This window comes from Pantoea sp. Ap-967, from assembly GCF_011752565.1.
In the GTDB taxonomy this organism is placed as follows: Bacteria; Pseudomonadota; Gammaproteobacteria; order Pseudomonadales; family Pseudomonadaceae; genus Aquipseudomonas.
On sequence record NZ_VWXK01000024.1, the window covers coordinates 1 to 17,816 of the forward strand.

The following is a 17,816-nucleotide window of genomic DNA, read 5'->3' on the forward strand; positions in this document are numbered from 1 at the left end:
AAACACTCATCCTTCCCTCTCCCCAGCGAATCAGGTAACAATGGCCTCCGGTTCCCCGACCTCGAACTTCATGCCGCTGCAACCTTGTAATGCGAAGTCCGACTTGTCGGCTTCTCGATACTCTTCGTAGTGGGCAATGAGGCGGGGGGCCTCTCTACATACAAGGTCAGGGGCAATCCCTGCCTTCAGGAGCGATCGGCCTCCCCGGAAGTGTTTCTTCAGCCAGACGAGCATAACCTCTCTCGCCAGGCCAGACACAACATACAAGGAGCGGGCTTGCCCCGCGAAGCAGGCGGCGCGGTGTATGGCACCGGCTGCGCCGGTGTTCGCGGGGCAAGCCCGCTCCTACAGGGGGATCGCGGCGAGCCCTTGGCGCTGATGCTCATTGACCTGCGCTATCATGCGGCCAGTTGTTTTCAGGTTGAATTAAGGACCGCTGGTTAATCTCGAACCTGTAGACAACTTGAACGACGCTTGCTGGAGAGCTCACATGAAAACCTTGACTGCCCTGTTCACCGCCACTGTTCTCGCCCTGGGCGCCAATGCTGCACTGGCCAAGGACGTCCAGCCTGACGAAGTGGTCAAGCTGGTGAACGCCAAAACCATCAAGTCGCTGGACGAGCTCAAGGCCACCGCCGTGGCCAAGCACCCAGGGGCTACCGTCAAAGACTCCGAACTCGAAAACGAATACGGCCGCTACATCTACAAGGTCGAGCTGCGCGACACCCAGAACGTCGAGTGGGATGTCGACCTCGATGCCAAGACCGGTGAAGTGCTCAAGGACGAACGGGACAACTGATGATCCACCTGCCCCGGCCAGCGCGCTACCTGGCGTTGTCGCTGCTGGCCGTCTGCTCCCTGGCTGCGGCCCGTGACCTGGACCAGGACGAAGCCCTGAAGCTGCGCCAGAAGGGCATCATCCTGCCGCTTGAGCAACTGCTGGAAGCCGCCCTGGGGCGTTACCCCGGGGCGCGCCTGCTGGAGGCCGAGCTGGAAGAGGACGATGACCGCTACGAATACGAGGTCGAGCTGCTGACCGCGGACGGCGTGGTGCGCGAGATCAAGCTCGATGCCAGCAGCGGTGCCCTGCTCAAAGACGAGGAAGACGACTGACATGCGCCTGTTGCTTGCCGAAGACAACGTGCCCCTGGCCGATGAACTGACCACCGGCCTGCAGCGCCAGGGGTACGCCGTGGACTGGCTGGCCGATGGCCGCGATGCCGTGTACCAAGGCCAGAGCGAGCCCTATGACCTGATTATCCTCGACCTTGGCCTGCCCGGTTTGCCGGGGCTTGAGGTGCTGGCGCAGTGGCGTGCCAGCGGGCTGGTGACGCCGGTGCTGATCCTCACCGCACGCGGGTCATGGGCTGAACGTATCGAAGGGCTGAAGGCCGGTGCCGACGATTACCTGAGCAAGCCGTTCCACCCCGAGGAGCTGCAACTGCGCATCCAGGCCCTGTTGCGCCGCGCCCGGGGCCTGGCCAACCAACCGACGCTGGAGGCAGCCGGCCTGCACCTGGATGAAAGCCGCCAGTGCGTGAACCGCGATGGCCTGGACATCCAGCTCACCGCCGCCGAATTCCGCCTGCTGCGTTACTTCATGCTGCACCCGCAACAAATCCTGTCCAAGAGCCACCTGGCCGAGCACCTGTACGACGGTGAAACCGAGCGCGATTCCAACGTGCTGGAAGTGCACGTCAATCACCTGCGCCGCAAGCTTGGCCGCAGCGTCATCGAAACACGCCGCGGCCAGGGCTACCTGTACGCCGGGAGTGCTGGGTGAAGTCGATCCAGGCTCGCCTGAGCCTGGGCCTGATCGCCGTGCTGGTGGTGGTGGGCGTGGTGCTCGCGCAGTTGACCTTGTGGCTGTTCGAGGCAGGCCTGCAGCGTTACCTGGAAAACGGCCTGCGCAAGGAAAGCGAGAACCTGTTGGTGGCCCTGGTGCGCGGCCCATCGGGCTTGCAGCTGGATGAGCGGCGCGTTTCCGCAGCCTACCAACGGCCGTTCTCGGGCTATTACTTCCGCATCGATTTCGACCAGGGCACCTGGCGTTCCCGTTCGCTGTGGGACCTGGACATGCCCAAGCCGTCGGCGCCGGGGTTGTCCGACAGCCATGAGCTGGGGCCCGAAGGCCAGCAACTGCTGGCCCTGCGTGCCGACTACCGGCGCCTGGGCCAGGACATCTCGATCAGCGTGGCGCAGGACTACTCACCGGTGCGCGAGGGCTTTCGCCGCCTGCAGCAGATTGGCCTGGGCATGGGCCTGGTGGCGCTGATCATCGTGCTGGTGCTGCAGCGCATCACCGTCACCCGCTCGCTGCGCCCGCTGGAGCGCGCTCGCCAGCAGATCGCCCAGCTGCAGCAGGGCCAGCGCTCGCAGCTCGATGCCCAGGTGCCCAGCGAGCTGGCGCCCTTGGTGGGCCAGATCAACCACCTGCTCAGCCATACCGAAGACAGCCTGCGCCGCTCGCGTAATGCCTTGGGCAACCTTGGACACGCGCTGAAGACGCCATTGGCGGTGTTGTTGAGCTTGGCCGCCAGCGAGCGCTTGAAGGGCCTGCCCGAGGTGCGCGTGCAGTTGCGCGAACAGCTGGAGCAGATTCAGCAGCGCCTGGCCCGCGAACTGAACCGTGCGCGCCTGGCCGGTGATGCCTTGCCGGGGGCGCAGTTCGACTGTGATGCCGAGCTGCCTGGGTTGTTCGAAACCCTGGGCATGATCCATGGCGAAGGCCTGTCGCTAACGCGCGAGGTGCCGCCGGGCTTGCACCTGCCGTGGGACCGTGAAGATGTCCTGGAATTGTTGGGCAACCTGCTGGACAACGCCTGCAAGTGGGCCGACAGCGAAGTGTGCCTGGGGATCGCGCCGATGGCCGACGGTTATCAGGTATGGGTTGATGACGACGGCCCGGGGATTCCTGAGGGCCAGCGTCTGCAAGTGCTTGAGCGTGGCCAACGGCTGGATGAACAGGTGGATGGGCATGGCCTGGGCCTGGGCATCGTGCGCGATATCGTCGAGGCCTGGGGCGGGCAGTTGGCGTTGCTGGAAAGCCCACTGGGCGGGCTACGTGTGAGCATCGAATTGCCGCGCAAATTTTGAAGCCTGCGCTGTACCTAAAGGCAATCACCCACCCCTGCGCTTGCCTGTAGGCGCGGGCTTGCCCCGCGAACACCGGCAAAGCCGGTGCCATGCACCGCGTCGCTTGCTTCGCGGGGCAAGCCTGCTCCTACAGGCGAATGGGGCGCCCCAGCATCTCAGCAATGCAAAAAAATTGCAGTACAGGCGCATTTTTTTGAATTAGCCCTATCCCGGAACCCCCGGCACAATCCCCCTCACGAAACCCTGCGGTTTCCATCTCTCCACGGACGGAGCCCCTTTGCGCTATTGCACTGGCAATACGAGGCCCAGGCCAACCCGGCTGGGCTTTCTTTTTAACTAGAAAAACGACAGATTCCCGATTACCCCCATGCCTGCCTCACGTTCCGAAAGCCGCCTGCAGCGTCTGCTGCCAGCGTCGCTGAATATCCCCCCCAAACAATGGCTGCGTGCCGGAATCGGCGCCTTGCTTGGCCTGTTCCTCGCCGGTTGGCTGACCAGCCTGGCCTATGGCCCCGGCATTGCCCTGCACCTGCTCGGCCCGCTGGCCGCCTCGGCGGTGCTGGTGTTCGCCGTGCATTCCGGGCCACTGGCGCAACCGTGGCCGGTACTGGGCAGCTACGCGCTGGCCGGCGCGCTTGGCCTGGCCATGCGCCAGGGCTTTGGCGCCGAGCTGTGGGTGGCAGCGGCTGCCCTGGGCCTGTCCATCCTGGTGATGTGCCTGTTGCGCTGCCTGCACCCGCCAGGCGGTGGCGTGGCGGTGAGCGTGGTACTGGCCGACCCTGGGCTGACGGCACTGGGCGATCACCTGCTGGAGCCGGTGCTGCTCAATGCGCTGATTCTGGTGGGGGTGGCCATCGCCTACAACCGCCTGACCGGCGTGCGCTACCCCAAGGGTGCCCCGCCACGCAAAGACCTGCACCACACCCACGACCCGCTGCCCAGCGAGCGCGTTGGCGTCAATGCCGCCGACCTGGACCAGGCACTGGAAGAACTGGGCGAATTCGTCGACGTCACCCGCGACGAGCTCGAACGCATCATCCTCGCCACCGAACAACACGCCCTGCAGCGCAGCCTCGGCGGCATCACCGCGGCCTCGTTGATGTCCCGCGACGTGCAGTTCGCCTCGCCTGACACCAGCCTGGAGCAGGCCTGGAAGCTGCTCGCCAACCATCACCTGAAAACCCTGCCGGTGTTGCAGGCAGGCAAGCTGGTGGGCATCGTCAGCCTCAGCGACCTGGTCGGCCCGGCCATGCAGCGCGGGCGTTTCAGCTGGCGCAACCTGTTCGGCGGCAACGCCGTGCGCATGGCCCAGGTGATGCAGCGGCAGGTGGTCAGCGTCAGCAGCCAGCACCCGCTGGAGCGGCTGCTGCCACTGCTGTGCGAGCAGGGCCTGCATTGCCTGCCGGTGCTAGACGGCGAGCAACTGGTGGGGGTAATCACCCAGACCGACCTGATTGCCGGGCTCAAGCGCCAGTTGCTGAGCGCGGCGGGCAGCGCTTCAGATCACCGGGTCCCAGCGTTGTGACCAGTCACTGGCGCCGGCTGCCACCAGCTGGCGCAACACCGTGAAGGCCTGCTGCAGGGCTTCACTGTCGCGTTTGCGCGGGTACACCAAGTAGGTGGGGTAGGTGAACTCCGGGGCCTGTGGCACCCGTTCGAACACGCCGCTGTCCAGGTAGGCCTGGACCACGCGGGTGCGGAAATAGCCGCTTCCGCCCTGGTCGAGAATGAACTGCAGCGCCAGTGGCCCCAGGTTGAAACTCAGGGCGGCCCGCGCGTGGTCGGGCAGGGCGGCATCGTGCTGGCGGCGGAAGGCCTCGCCCCAGTCGATGTAGATGTAGGGCTCGGGCCGATCGACACGGCGCACGCGGATCAGCTTCTCTTCCATCAGTTGCTCCACCTGCAGGCCTGGGCCGTAGGTGGGCTGATACACCAGCGCGGCATCCAGCAGGCCCATTTCCACCTTGCGCAGCAACGACTCCCCGTCGCTCACCTCACTGCGGATGGCATGGCTCGGCAGCGCGTGGTACAGGGCGCTGACCCAGTCGAGCAGCATCGGGTTGCCCAGGCTTACCTCTGCCCCTACATGCAACAGCTGTTGGCAGCCCTCGGGCAGCGGCAGGTCGCGGCGCGCCGCTTCCCAGGTTTGCACCAGCTGGTTGGCATAACTGACGAAGGCTTCACCGTCGCTGGTCAAGCTGGCGCCATTGCGGCTGCGCACGAACAACTGGCAACCCAGTTGCTGCTCCAGGCGCTGCACCCGCGCGGTGATCGCGGTTTGTGACACGAACAGGCGTTCGGCGGCGGCGACCAGGCTGCCGCACCGCACGATTTCCAGGAAGGTCCGGGCCTGTTCGATATCCATGGTCTGCTCTGTTTCGTAGCGGGAAGGGTTGCCTATTCTAAAGGCCTTTGCGCGGTTCTTGGCAGGGCGCGCAGGGCGGTTCTGCACAGTGTGCAAATTTGCAGGTCGGTTGTGACGTTAGTCCCATGGCGAGCCCGGTGTGGCGGGCCATACTCAGGGTTCGCCCTTCAATAACAACAAGATCGACACGAGTGAGCTCGATCTTCCGACCGACAACCGACAACCCTATAAATCAGTTACTTACACCCACCCACCAAATGTCGTTTTTTTTCATTTACGATTGACACGCGACCCGCTGCGGTTCTGCCAAACCTCTGCAACCAGCTTCCTAGAGGCCTCCGCGCCCTTCGCAACCTGCTGAGAACGGCACCCGCCTCAACTGAAAAAACCAAACGAAGCCCCGGCCAGTTTTCACATTGAGAGCTGAGGCTTTTGTGATTCCCCACTATCGATTCCACGTCTGCAAGACCAAAGCACCTCTAGAATTTCCCCTCGGCCTGGCCCATATTCACGCAGCCCATATCTGGAAAGTGCCCCGAAGCCACAACACAGCCCGAGAACGTAAGGAAACGATGCCGTGCCCAATCCCGAGAAAGTCAGGACGCTTTCCATTCGGTTATTGCGAGATGATCACTGGGTCGACGATGCACTGAAAGAGGAGTACGCGCCAGGAGGCCAGCGCAGTCGTTTGAGGCGTGTTGACTGGCCAGCCGTGGAGGGGGCCGAGCTATTCATCGGCCAGATCTACACCAGCAGGCCGAGCTGGATCTCCTTCGTTGAGGAGCAGGCGGGTGAGCAACCAGACAACCTTATCGCCAGTGGGGCGGGCGCGGTTCTGTTCCTTCCGGTTGATGACCGGTTGTTCGCTATCTGCTTTGGCCATATTCACATTGCTCTGGTAGAGGAAGCATTCGAGCACCAGTTTGGCTTGAAGGTCACGCTCAACTCAGTGCCTCGGGATGGCCTTCGCACCCTCGACCTTGCAACCCCGGATGCCGTGACCTTCCAAAAGCGCGTTCAAGCCAGCCAGGACAGTGACCTGCAGGACTTCGGCGTGGACGTGCTCCGAGATCTCGCGAGAGTGGCCGGTGGCACGCCTAGTGATGCTGATTTCGCCAAGTTCGTCGCAGGGCGTGACAGCCTTTCCATCACCTGCAAAATGACCTCCGACGACCTGCTGGACAAGTGCGACCAGGTGCTACAGGTCTACCGAAGCAACACCTACAAACAGCGCTTCCCATGGGTCGACAACATGCAGGTCGTCCGGGATAGAGCGACCCTGACAACGTTAGATCGTAAGCTTTTCACAGCCTTGAACACACTGAGAAAAGGGAAGGGGAGCGAGCTACACATGGCCCCGCCCGAGGTCGTCGATTACCAGGAGGGCAGTTTGCTGCACTACAACGGCTTCGGCAGCGCGGGCACTAATTTCCACAGCCTCTCGATCGAAGACTATGTCGCTGAACTCAATCGATGCGAGTTTGCCGGCACCATCGATGACATCCGCGACCGGCACTACATCAGAGCAAAGTCGGCTGACTCAGAGGTGTTTAAAGCTCAGTGGCGCGTTTATCAGTGCTTTACGTTCGAAGCTGAAATTCGCAAGGCGGGAGCGGTGGATAGCTACGTCTTGTTTTCCGGGCAGTGGTACCGCATCGAACGCAACTTCAAGCGCCAGGTAGAAGCGCGTTTCAAGTCGATCCCCAGGGTTCAGATCATCGGAGCGACGCATTGCCGAAATGAGCGCGAGCTCATCGCCCACCTTGAAGAGAATCGTGTGGATCTGCTGCGCCTGGATCAGGTCAAAATCAACCCTCAAGGCGTGCGTTATGCCAATATTGAACCCTGCGACTTCCTGTCCAGCAACAAGCAGTTCATTCACCTGAAGGACGGCCATTCTTCAGGCCCTATCAGCCACCTTTGGGCCCAGGGTGTGGTCAGTGCAGAAGCGCTTGTGAGTGATGCCGATTTTCGGAAAAAGCTGCGCGCCGTGGTTAACAAGCGCCGGCGCACGTTTCTGGCCTTGTTGCCTGCAATCAATGCTCGGGTTGTGCGGGCTGACTACACAGTGGTCTATGGGGTGATGCGCAAACCCTACCGCAATGGCGACCTCGACCTGCCATTCTTTAGCAAGGTCAGCTTGCAAGCCGCTGTGGATCGCATTGAGCAGCTCGACATCCCAGTGGCTCTGGAGATCATCGCCAAGCCGGCCAATGATCAGGAAGGCGCAGGTGATGAAGAGCAGGCGGAGCAAAATGAGCAACAGCAAGCCAATCACGGAGAAGAGGAGTAGCCGAAAAACAAGCCACAAAGCTAAAGCATTCAGCGATCCCGCTGGAACAGATCATCAATATCTGCAAGCTCCATGCTGGCTTGGCTTCGTTGTTGAGGTATATATTCTTCCTCATCCTCGACAGTGAAATAAGCCTCCATTCTGCCCTCCAGATCATAGCCATTCGTGATCTCGGATATCATGGCTTGGTCAGATTGCACGCCCCACTCCAATAATTTTTCGGCGATAAGGGTATTAAACGTTCGTTGGGCCAAGATGAGGTCGTGGCCATGGGTGAAAATATCGCTATCATCAATTCGGATATCGAGACTGTCCATCATCATTTCTTGGATACTTTCAACGAAACTCTCTGAGGCGTCACTATGGCCATGGAGCTCTAGGAGATTGAACGCCTCTCCAAGCAGCTGCAACTCCGTTTCGTTTGCGGCATTCAAGTTTAACTCGCTCAAAACTTCAGTCAGTCTTTCTAAACAAATGGTTTCGGCGCGGGCTGCCACAATCAATAGCTTCAAGCAGCTTGAGTAGGCCGCTGGGAGACGCTTGCTCATGATGGCAGGGATTGCTACTTTAATCCTTTCGAAATTCTCTAGGTTTGACGTTCTTCCGGAAAGCTCCAAGCACAGTCGTGCTATATATTCTGAGTTGCTTTCCTCAAAGTTTAAGGCCTCTTCGTGCGCGAATAACGATTTTAATAGTTGGGTGGCTGTGGTTTCGTTGATGTGTTTGTCATGAGTCATGTTGATTACCAGACCGACAACGGCTTCGGCCCGGATACATTTCAGAATGGTTTCGAGTGCTAGAGGCTGCTTGGCGTATCGGTGAATGAGGAAGTCATTCAGTGACGGGTTGAACGTCTCAAAGCTTACACGGTTTCGAATGATTTGACGGTTAAGCAATGAATTGCTCAGATGGCGTATCGCAACATGAAAATCACGCTTGCCTGTCATGCTTGCATGAGCCGGGAGTGCAATGGCGCGCGCGTAGATCTGAGCCAGTTCGACTTCCGATACGTTGGATTTGCCAAATGCGACCAACGCAACAAGCAGTCTCCCATAGTCATCAAGCTGAGAGTCAAACGGGTGCTCCCAGATTTTTTCTGGGTTTTCCAGCATGTCGTTAATGTACGCCCAGTATTCAAGATGGGGGACTTTATCCAAGCGTTGGGGATCGGTGATAAATTGAATGATGCGCGGGTTGAAATTGCCGTGCTCGATGATGTCACGGTAGCGCTTGTTTTCGTGCAGCTCCTCGATGTGATCGGGGCTGAGTTCCGAGTGCCAGATGTGGTTGTAGAGGATATGAGCTTTGTCGAGCCGAGACAGCGAGCTCAACTTTATTTCCATCTCGTTGCGATCAATGTGATGATTTTCGAAGGCGTCGTTGAGGATGCGGCCTTGGTTCAGGATGGTAGAGCGTGACGTAAGAATAAATTTCTTGAAGGTTTTGTGGCGTGTGATGCGCTTGATAAAGGTGACGATCTGGCTGCCCTCATGACCCGAGAGTGCCTCAAGGTAGTTTTTACCTAGAAAGTCGTCGAAGTAGAAAACCTGAGGCTGCTCAGGGTGATAAGCTTGCTCCGCTTCCCCTATATTCTCGCTGATGCAGGCCAACTGAAATCCTTTGCTCACGTAGTCCAGGATTAGCTGTTCTGCCAGGGTTGTTTTTCCAATCCCGGCTTGCCCGGTGATGATGACAGTGCCGAGCTGCTCAAGGATCGCTGCCGCTGCTTCGACGTTGGGAGTGCGCACGTAGATTTTAGACTTATCGACGATGTCATCCATCATGGCGCGGCTTCGACCGCAAATCGCGTTGTTCAAGAGGCCATACAGTACGCCTGCGCTGTTGATCCAGAGCTTGAAAAAATTGAGTTCAATATCCTTGTGGGTGGCCAGCCATTGATTGAGGTCTTCACGGCCAAAGACCTCCACCTGGCAGCTCGCGGAGCTGTTAAAAATTGCGCAGATCTTCTCTTTGTCCGCTCTGGAGAGAGGGTGTGACAGGACAAGGAGGTAGCGTTCCGGGTTGAGCTTCGCGACCTTTGCGGCCTCGACTTTTTTCAGGTGGCTGATGAGCTGAGGCAATGGGGTGGTGACCCAGTGCTTGGCCTGAATGATCCATTCTCGTCCGGACGGTGCGAAATAGCGACCATCGACCCCGTTATCCCGGCCAGGCTTGAAACGCTCAAAATGCACGCCTAACTTGGCGCTGAGGAGGCTTGTGCAAAGCGCCTCGAATTCTTTGTCGTGCAGACGCGCAAAATCGTACTCGTTCACGTGATTACCTGCTCCATGACCACCAGTAACATAGCATTTTGCCGCTACCGTGAGGACGGACAAGTGCCGGCGTGAAGCAAATTCTGCGAGCTCGTCAGGCTTTCAGCCGCCCCGTCGCGGTCGAAGTCAGCATTGTTAACTACCTTTGGTCTTGCCTTACTGTTCTGCTCTCCATCTGGATGAATGGCCAGCGTGCGCGCTGGTTGATTATGCTAGGCACCGTCTTGGGCGTGTTCGGTATCTTGTGGGTGGTGGCAGGTGACGGCCTTTCGCTTGGGCGTTTGAGAGCGAGCGTTGAGTCAAACCAGTTTTGGCATGATGCCCTTCTAGTGACCGTCGGCTCGTTGCTGTGTTGGCAAGCGACTCGGGAATCTCCTTCTCGTACTGAGCTTGAAACTGTCCAACCCTAGGCAGTAGTAGAATGCATTCTAGCGTGGTGCTTTAGGTGCGCTGCGCTAGCATCATCTTCAAAACTTTCCCGCCGCCAACTGCGCTGCCTGCGAGGTAGCGGCTCTCAAAGTAGCATGTATCCTATATAATGTCGCTTTGATATCGCGCACGGCGGGTTGGCATGGAATTCGAAGAAAGGCAAATCCACCTCGATATTTATATTGAGGAATGTCTCAGGCTAAAGAAAAGTACTGCTAATTACCTTGAGGATGAAGTTTATTTTGCCTTAGTAGCTTGCCATCTTGCAGGGGAGGCGGGGTCAATCGTACAAGGGCTGCAAGGTTCCCGTATCTTGGCAGAGGTTAATGAGTTAAGGACGGACATTGATATAGCGCGATTTGATATTTTTTCTATTCGAGACGATATCGAATCGCTGTATATTAGCCAGTCTAAGCAATGGATTGAAAGGGGGTTTCATGACCTTACGTTAGACCTGGCTTCGTTTTTCCTTGATCGCTTGCTTGAGATAAAGTATGGCTTGGATTATTTGCAGCCCAAGGCGGCTGCTGCATTTGTACATAATCTTGCTCCGGTAAATTCCGGCTACTTGATAGATAAGATACCACTGGCGGCTGAGTTGGTTTCTAAGTCCTCTCGCTATTCTGGGGTTTTGTTGTCCAGGACAAAAGATAAAATTATCGGGAGGGTGTTGAGTCTAAAAGTTTTATTGAAAGGGGAACTTCCGAAGTTTGACTATTTTAAGAAATATAGCTCGGTAGGAACTGAAGGTGGCACCTTTGTTTTTGATTCTCCGTCGACTGTTAGGCGAGAAAATGAAGTGCCATCCGCACCTCAAGTGTTTGAGAGCTTTATCGAGAAGAACGAAATTTCAGGGCGGTTCGTCGTCATAACACCTGTCTCGAAAGATCATGCTGCAGATGTTTCAAATATTGTCCTGCCGCTGATAGGGCGTAAGCTGCATTTAGAGGCGGTTGTTAGTTTTGGTACGCGTCAGCGTGACGGGAAAATAAAAACTTATCAAGCGTTAGTGCTGAGTCGTGGCCTGCCCGGTACTCGGTATCCTACGCTATATATAGACGTTTCTGGCAATAATCCATCGTTGATGGAGTTGGCCTCGGAAGAGTGCTCTTCACTTGCTGCGTGCATCATCAACTTGCAGCAAGGCAAACAAAATCATGAGGGGCTGATTACGGATAGGGTTTCTACTATCCTCAATGCACAGTTTAGTGCAGGGTATTGCGATGTTAAAATGCTCTGCGGGCAAGTGATTAATGATCCGAGTAAAAAACTCAAAATTGAGTCTGTGAAGCAGGTGCTCAGCAAGAAGAGTTCAAGCAGTAGTGATGTTAACTTTTCTGCTGATGCGCGCGAGATCCTTGAGCGAATACAGGGATCGAGCTCTGTGGCCTGCACTTATGTAATTGGTAGTAATGGTGCGGGCAAAAGTTTTATGTTGCATGACTTAACGCATCGAATGATAAAGCTAGGTATCCGGGTGGTAGGAATGTCTACCGGAGTTTATGATCGTTTTCCGGTGGGCGTGCCATCAGCACAGTTTCTTTACCAAGGAATGAAAGGGAAGAGTGGAGCTATTAATGTTTCTCGGCTTTCTCAGTTAGTTACAAAGCTAGCGGCGAAAATTTTTCAACATCAGAATATGTTAAATGTGTTTACAGAGTGTCTACGGGTTTTGGGTTATGAGGCGCGATACTATTTTATGCGCCGACCAGAGGCACATCTCTCTACGGCCCCTTCAAGGATACGTCATCGGGTGCTGGGGCCAATTGTCAAGGATAACGGAATCCCGACTGATATCAGGAACTTTGAGTTCGGCGTGGTGCGCGCTGACGATCGGGAAAAAGTGACACCGGTTTCTTCGCTGAGCTCCGGTGAGCAGAATATCAACTATCTTCTAATGGGGATGATCTGCTCGGCAAAGAAGGGAGCGGTCTTCCTGATTGACGAGCCAGAAATCAGTTTGCATCTTCAGTGGCAGCTGGCTCTGCCTAAAGTATTTGATATTGTTGCGAAGAGCTTTGGGATATCTATAGTTGTTGCGACGCATTCTCCTACGTTGATCGCTAACGCCAATGAGTCCTCGGATTTTAGTTATGTGCTTAGTAAGGGGAAGCTTCGTCTTCTGAGTGATGAAGAGCGTTACTCTGTTGAATCGATCATTCTTGAGGGGTTTGACACCTATACGCCTAATAATAGGGCGGTGCACGAGAGGTGTGCGCAGTTGGTGGCACAATCCATGGCGGATGAAGAGGAGGTGAGTGTTCAGGAAAGTATTGCACTTAAACAGCTAAGCGGGATAAAAAACAAGGTTCTTAAACGTTTTGACAAGCAGCGTATTCCCGGTGCTGAGCAGGATTTGGACTTGATCGACAAGGCCTGCGCTGCAATTGAAATGTTGCTAGCAGATCGTCAAAAGCTTAGTGATGCGAAAGAGGGTGGGCGATCTGATGGCTGATTACTATGTGACGGATGCAAGGGTAATGGCAGCTGCGTTGGAAAAATACAAATCCAAGTGCCATAAGACTATCAAGCATCGATTACGTACATTTGTTGCCCTATCTCGTTTGAACAAAAAGGCACTTCGTCAATTCGACGATATGCAAAAGGGGGTAATTACAGAAGCTCCGGATCTCTGGAAGGACTTTTCCAATGGAAAAATTGGGAAAAGCATCACAGGAACGGAGGTCAAGTCCGCATTTAGAGCTTTTATCGCTTCAGAGCAGGGCAATCTCTGTTGCTACTGTCAGCGTTGGCTGCTCAATAACGGCAACGCGAAGCCTATCGAACACATCCTTCCTAGAGAGTCATTTAAACATTTTGCATTCAATTTTTGGAATCTTGCGGTTGCCTGCGTTGACTGTAATGGCTTGAAAAGCGCTGATGTCTGGGGGGGAGGTGACAAGCTAAACGTACGTGATTATCCCGCACCGTCGTCATTCACCGAAATGTATCACCCTAGATTCCATCGTTTCAAAGATCATGTTCGATTTGTTCGTGTGCAAACGAATGAACACAATATTACGTTGTATCGCGGCATCACTAATCAGGGGAGAAAGCTATGTCGCGACTTACTGCAGGATATAGCGGCAAAAGAGGTTTTGATCAATGGTAATCCCCGCATTAAATCCTCCCTGGCTACCATAAATCAGTTCGAGCCAGAAGAGGGGAGCGCGTTGGAAAAGGCCTTTCTGGAATTGCAGGAGGCCTTTTCGGCGGCTGCGATGAAGCTTGTTAGGCCCAAGGATTAGCCGAGCCTTTCACCTTTAAACCTGAAGCTTCTTAAGAGTATTACAGCGCAGGAGCGAGTGGCTCGTAGTCCTGCTCATAGAGCTCAGGTTTTGCTTCTTCACCTTGGAGCTTTTCTGAAGCCGCTGAGCAAGCCCGTGTGTCCATGGAGCTTCCTAGTCTCTCTGTCTAGTTGATGTGAACATAGTGTACGACGATACTCACTCGATAGCAGGGGGGTAAGATACGACTGCGGATTGAGATCGGGGGAGGTAGAACGGCGGTGCTAGGATAAGGCGCAACACCGAAGCTCATGCTCAATTATCAATCTGGCAATGTCAATCAGATGGGTGGCGGACGGACTAGTCCCTAGTGACCGACATTATTTGTTGCGCGGTGCCGGCTGCCTTTCGTCACAGCATAGTGGTCTATGGACGTGGCTCCCACCAACTGGAGTCACCGACTTCAACAGCCCGGCGTGGCCGAAATGAATTCCCGGCCACCACGATCTGCCACGCTATGGTTCAGGAATTCCGCTCTTCATCTTGTGGCCCATCCGTCGAAACCTCATCGATACCTGGCACTGGCACATCATTACCGGCGAGGCTAGGGCCCATGCTCTCGTAAATTAGCATTCCTACAAAGATGAGGAAAATGCACCCCAAACACGTGGCTACAAACAAATGACCCGACGACTTAGAGATGGAACTGAACATGAAACTGATGCCGGCCAGGCCTCCAATCATTCCACCCAAAGTTGCACAACCCAATGCCAAATAGGCTGTTTTCACCTTGAGGGGGGAGGAAGGTTCATTGTCCAGATTGAAGATCGAGAGCAGCATGTTGGAGGCAATCAGTACTGGAATACTGAAAGCGAAGCACTCAGTTGCACTCAGCGTCTCCGGCGTCTGATGAGTACCAAGTGTGAATATGCCTAGAAAGCAGGCAAAGCAGACTGCAGTGAAGCCGAGATCATAGTTTTTAATCCCTTTCCTACTTGCTGACATCTTGAGTCCTTTCTTAAAAAAATTGCCCGCCGGCAGCCCAACACCGAGGTAAGGCATTAGTCAATGTGCTTCAAGTCGAGGCTTGACGCCTGGTTACTTTTGCCTGAGGTAGCCCCTGCCCATAAGTCGAATGAAGCCCTCCCAGTGTACTGTGAGCCTCGATGGGGTGGGTAAAGGTAGAGGTCTATCATTGGATCAGAGCAACGAGCCTTCGGCACAGAGGTATCGAGCAGGCCGGTGAAGGCGGTGGTGATCTCAAATGCAGTCAATTCTACCTCGACTAGGATAGGTTGAGCAGTGAGGGCATAGATACCTGAGTGGTTTTCTTCTGGGCTCAACGCAGCCGAAGACTCCGAGCCAGGCCTTCCTCGGTCACCTGATCAAACCTAGTGGCAGTGACAGTCGTTACTCTGCTTGATCGTTCATTTTCCACATGTCATGCACCGTAGAGGTGCTGATCCCGAGCCTGACTGCAGTTTCTTTCTGGGTGAAACCAGCGGCTTTGTGACGAAGCACGTCAGCAAGCCTATCAGCGTCCATTGGTACCCCGGTTGCTCTGGGGACGAGTTGGCCATCGGCGACCTGTCGCTGTAGCAGCTGGGGGCCACCGGCTTTTTCAAACTGGGTCAAATCCTGCTTCAGGCGCGCGATTACAGCTGAGGTCGGCTGGTCTTCTTGCACGCTGAGCATAAGGGCGAGGAGGGTGAGCGGGCTGATGCCCAAGGCTTCACTGAGTGCCTGCAGTTTCTCGACGCTAGGCGTTGACTCACCTTTCTCCAGGCGCCCCACATATGGGCGGCTGGTGGCGCGAGCGAGCATTTCCTGGGTCATCCCTTTTGAAGCGCGCATAGCCCTTAGCGCGGCAGCAAACGCCAGCTTGTTATCCATCAGTGTTCGCCGTCCAAAGGCGAGTATGTAGCCATGTTGCATGATCCGGCTCTACACCGTATAGTTTTCATTGCCGGATCTTCGGGGAGATTACGACCTCGAAGCTGGCTTGCTGCGGTCAAGCCGGGGCTCCAAATTCTCACGAGTTTCAGTATTTCAATTTATGCCTTAACCGATTTAAAGGCCATTCGGGTGGGCCAGCCAAGCGCTTGGCCAAGTGATGTCGGGGCTTCCAAGCGCGAGCAAGCGGCTCCAGCGCTGAGATTCAAAAAGGCGAACGTCATAAGCATGAAGCTTCAGATCTATTCCGATTTGCATAACGAGTTTTCACCTTTTGTACCGCCGGCTCACGATGCGGACGTGGTGATCCTGGCCGGTGATATCTCCACCAAAGCAAAGGGTGTCTTGTGGGCGAACGAAGCGTTTGATCGTCCGTGCATCTATGTGGCCGGAAATCATGAGTACTACGGTGGTCACCTTGAAGGTACCTTGCAGAAGATGAAGTCGGCAGCCGCAGCTCACGTCCATGTGCTGGAAAACGAGGAGATTGTTCTGGGCGGTGTCCGTTTCTTGGGTACAACGTCCTGGACGGATTTCAGTAGCACCGGTAACCAAGGGCTCGCCGCGATCACCGCACGTGATGCTATGAATGACTTTCGGCATATCCGGACTGAAAATTATCGCCGTATCAGACCTGACGATTTGATCATGCGGAACCGTGCTGCGCGTTCCTGGTTGAGCGACCGACTCAGTACGCCGTTTGACGGCAAGACAGTGGTAATTACTCATCACGCACCCATGGTAGAAATCGCATCCCCTAGAGACTACGGCCATTTGACGGCGGCCTATGCCAACAACTGGCATGACTTGGTCGTGAAGACTGATCTCTGGATCTACGGTCATACGCACTACTCCGTCGACATGCATATCGAGCGCACGCGCGTGGTCTCAAATCCGCGCGGGTACCCTGGCGAGAACACGGGATTTGATCCAGCGTTGGCCATAGAGATTGGCAATGGATGACATCCATGATCAGCATGGCGTGCGCGGGAGCTATCTGATCAAGACCTTTGGCAGCAGCCGAGATAAATGTCGGTTTCATCGGCTTCCCACCGTGATCCAGCGAGCCAAAGATGCGTTACCTCAAGAAGAGATCATCGGCTTTCTGGCCTGTGCATTGGAGAGGGATGGGCGGATGACCGGGCTCATGTTCTGCGATCGTCGACATACCTATCCTGAAGGACTTCCGGCGCATACCCCACCTATTGCGCGAAGGTTTTATCGCTCCGGGTACCTCATGGTGGAGGCCGCCACCGGCGGCTTGTTTGTGGTTGCGCACTGGTACTACGAAAACGGTGAGATAGGCCCCTTCTATGCGCTTCAGTAGAGGAGCTGTTTTATGCCGCCTGCACAGGTGGCTGGTGCGGCTTCTGGTGGGGGAGGAGCTGAGTCCTGCGGAGCGTGAGGTTACTGAATCGCTCAAGGCGTTGAAGACGCTGAAGGTCTGCGGCGGCAGGGTGTCGATCGAGCCCAGCGAGGTGCTGGAATACCCTGGATATGAGGAGGCCAGACAGAGGGCCGCGGCGTTGCTGAAAGCCTCGATGGGTCATAAGTGACTCAAGACGACTTCCTTTTCCGTCAGCCAGCTGACACCCATCAATTGCAGAGGTACGCGTGAAGCAGCATCTGATCTCAGACATTTTGTACGGGCCGGCTGTGGTTCTAGGTGGATCGGGCTTGAGCGATACACAGGCCATCAAAGCGGCAACTGAAGAATTTGCCGGCGTTCGATTTTATGTAGTTCGGCAGTGGATGCTGCTGGAGGTACTCGTTCCGGCTGATTGGGAATGCCATCTCACAGGCCATGGCCATCAGCGCACGGTGCTCTACGCGCATACCGTGGTCTACGACAGCGCAGGTCAGCTTGAGGTCGGCGTGAGCGTTTTGACTGGCCCACAGCTTGAATTCAAAGATTGTTTCTTCGCGTGTGAGAGCGGCCTTTTTGTCCTGGTCGGCCCCGGTTCACGGAAGATAATCAGCCTGCCCGCATTGCTTGCTCTTAGCCATGAGTTACGGAATTCCAGCGCGTCAGATGATGTGAAGAGAGCGTAAGGGAGGCTGTAATTGCGGCTCTCGCAGAGCTCAAACGTGCAGTTTAAAACCAGCCCGGCGCATCTCGTTGCTGGACGCGGTCACTAACGGGAGATGACTGATTTATCTCAAAGGATGGTTTTTCTGTT

The 17,816-nt window shown here is 55.8% G+C and carries 16 protein-coding genes; 12 read left to right on the forward strand and 4 right to left on the reverse strand.

The features are described 5' to 3' along the window. Positions 1–490: 490 nt before the first annotated feature. The 5 genes from F3J45_RS21640 (at position 491) to F3J45_RS21660 (ending at position 4,621) form a co-directional block, all read left to right on the forward strand. Complete coding sequence (locus F3J45_RS21640; protein WP_167067632.1) at positions 491–799, forward strand: PepSY domain-containing protein; 309 nt, start codon at positions 491–493, stop codon at positions 797–799. Beyond that, positions 799–1,113 carry a PepSY domain-containing protein gene (locus F3J45_RS21645; protein WP_167067635.1) on the forward strand — a complete coding sequence of 105 codons (315 nt, stop codon included), beginning with the start codon at positions 799–801 and terminating at the stop codon, positions 1,111–1,113. The genes F3J45_RS21640 and F3J45_RS21645 overlap by 1 nt, the downstream gene beginning before the upstream one ends. Position 1,114: 1 nt before the next feature. Beyond that, the gene (locus F3J45_RS21650) at positions 1,115–1,783 is read left to right on the forward strand and encodes a response regulator transcription factor (protein ID WP_167067638.1); all 669 of its coding nucleotides are present in this window, start codon (positions 1,115–1,117) and stop codon (positions 1,781–1,783) included. Beyond that, positions 1,780–3,096: an ATP-binding protein gene (locus F3J45_RS30575; RefSeq protein WP_167067640.1), complete on the forward strand. Its 1,317-nt coding sequence runs from the start codon at positions 1,780–1,782 to the stop codon at positions 3,094–3,096. Before F3J45_RS21650 ends, F3J45_RS30575 begins: the two co-directional genes overlap by 4 nt. 367 nt (positions 3,097–3,463) lie before the next feature. Continuing rightward, positions 3,464–4,621, forward strand: coding sequence for an HPP family protein (locus F3J45_RS21660; protein ID WP_167067642.1), 1,158 nt, complete (start codon positions 3,464–3,466; stop codon positions 4,619–4,621). On the opposite strand, the gene F3J45_RS21665 is transcribed toward F3J45_RS21660, so the two are convergent. Further along, positions 4,595–5,461 carry a LysR family transcriptional regulator gene (locus F3J45_RS21665; RefSeq protein ID WP_167067644.1) on the reverse strand — a complete coding sequence of 289 codons (867 nt, stop codon included), beginning with the start codon at positions 5,459–5,461 and terminating at the stop codon, positions 4,595–4,597. The two genes, F3J45_RS21660 and F3J45_RS21665, sit on opposite strands and share 27 nt — an antisense overlap. 577 nt (positions 5,462–6,038) lie before the next feature. Between F3J45_RS21665 and F3J45_RS21670 the strand changes: the two genes are divergently transcribed. After that, positions 6,039–7,754 carry a TIGR04141 family sporadically distributed protein gene (locus F3J45_RS21670; protein WP_167067646.1) on the forward strand — a complete coding sequence of 572 codons (1,716 nt, stop codon included), beginning with the start codon at positions 6,039–6,041 and terminating at the stop codon, positions 7,752–7,754. Between the two features lie 29 nt (positions 7,755–7,783). Here the strand turns inward: F3J45_RS21670 and F3J45_RS21675 are convergent, their stop codons facing one another. Further along, the gene (locus tag F3J45_RS21675) at positions 7,784–10,027 is read right to left on the reverse strand and encodes a restriction endonuclease (protein WP_167067648.1); all 2,244 of its coding nucleotides are present in this window, start codon (positions 10,025–10,027) and stop codon (positions 7,784–7,786) included. A 571-nt stretch (positions 10,028–10,598) separates the two neighbouring features. Between F3J45_RS21675 and F3J45_RS21680 the strand changes: the two genes are divergently transcribed. Together F3J45_RS21680 and F3J45_RS21685 are read left to right on the forward strand one after the other, a co-directional pair. Further along, positions 10,599–12,911: an AAA family ATPase gene (locus tag F3J45_RS21680; RefSeq protein ID WP_167067650.1), complete on the forward strand. Its 2,313-nt coding sequence runs from the start codon at positions 10,599–10,601 to the stop codon at positions 12,909–12,911. Beyond that, positions 12,904–13,704, forward strand: coding sequence for an HNH endonuclease (locus F3J45_RS21685; RefSeq protein WP_167067653.1), 801 nt, complete (start codon positions 12,904–12,906; stop codon positions 13,702–13,704). The genes F3J45_RS21680 and F3J45_RS21685 overlap by 8 nt, the downstream gene beginning before the upstream one ends. Positions 13,705–14,205: 501 nt before the next feature. Here F3J45_RS21685 and F3J45_RS21690 read toward each other — a convergent pair. After that, on the reverse strand, positions 14,206–14,745 hold the full coding sequence (locus tag F3J45_RS21690) for a hypothetical protein (protein ID WP_167067656.1): 540 nt from the start codon (positions 14,743–14,745) through the stop codon (positions 14,206–14,208). A gap of 348 nt (positions 14,746–15,093) precedes the next feature. After that, the gene (locus F3J45_RS21695) at positions 15,094–15,576 is read right to left on the reverse strand and encodes a helix-turn-helix domain-containing protein (RefSeq protein ID WP_167067661.1); all 483 of its coding nucleotides are present in this window, start codon (positions 15,574–15,576) and stop codon (positions 15,094–15,096) included. A gap of 33 nt (positions 15,577–15,609) precedes the next feature. Here F3J45_RS21695 and F3J45_RS21700 point away from each other — a divergent pair, with 33 nt between their 5' ends. Genes F3J45_RS21700 through F3J45_RS21715 form a run of 4 tightly spaced genes read left to right on the forward strand, consistent with a single transcriptional unit; the run spans position 15,610 to position 17,688 of the window. Beyond that, a complete protein-coding gene (locus tag F3J45_RS21700; protein ID WP_240164671.1) occupies positions 15,610–16,599 on the forward strand; it encodes a metallophosphoesterase in 990 nt (329 codons plus the stop codon). Beyond that, entirely contained in the window at positions 16,592–16,963 is a 372-nt protein-coding gene (locus F3J45_RS21705; RefSeq protein ID WP_167067664.1) for a hypothetical protein, read from the forward strand. The genes F3J45_RS21700 and F3J45_RS21705 overlap by 8 nt, the downstream gene beginning before the upstream one ends. 34 nt (positions 16,964–16,997) lie before the next feature. Continuing rightward, complete coding sequence (locus F3J45_RS21710) at positions 16,998–17,192, forward strand: hypothetical protein (protein ID WP_167067667.1); 195 nt, start codon at positions 16,998–17,000, stop codon at positions 17,190–17,192. A 58-nt stretch (positions 17,193–17,250) separates the two neighbouring features. Further along, positions 17,251–17,688 carry a hypothetical protein gene (locus tag F3J45_RS21715; RefSeq protein ID WP_167067670.1) on the forward strand — a complete coding sequence of 146 codons (438 nt, stop codon included), beginning with the start codon at positions 17,251–17,253 and terminating at the stop codon, positions 17,686–17,688. Positions 17,689–17,816: the final 128 nt, after the last annotated feature.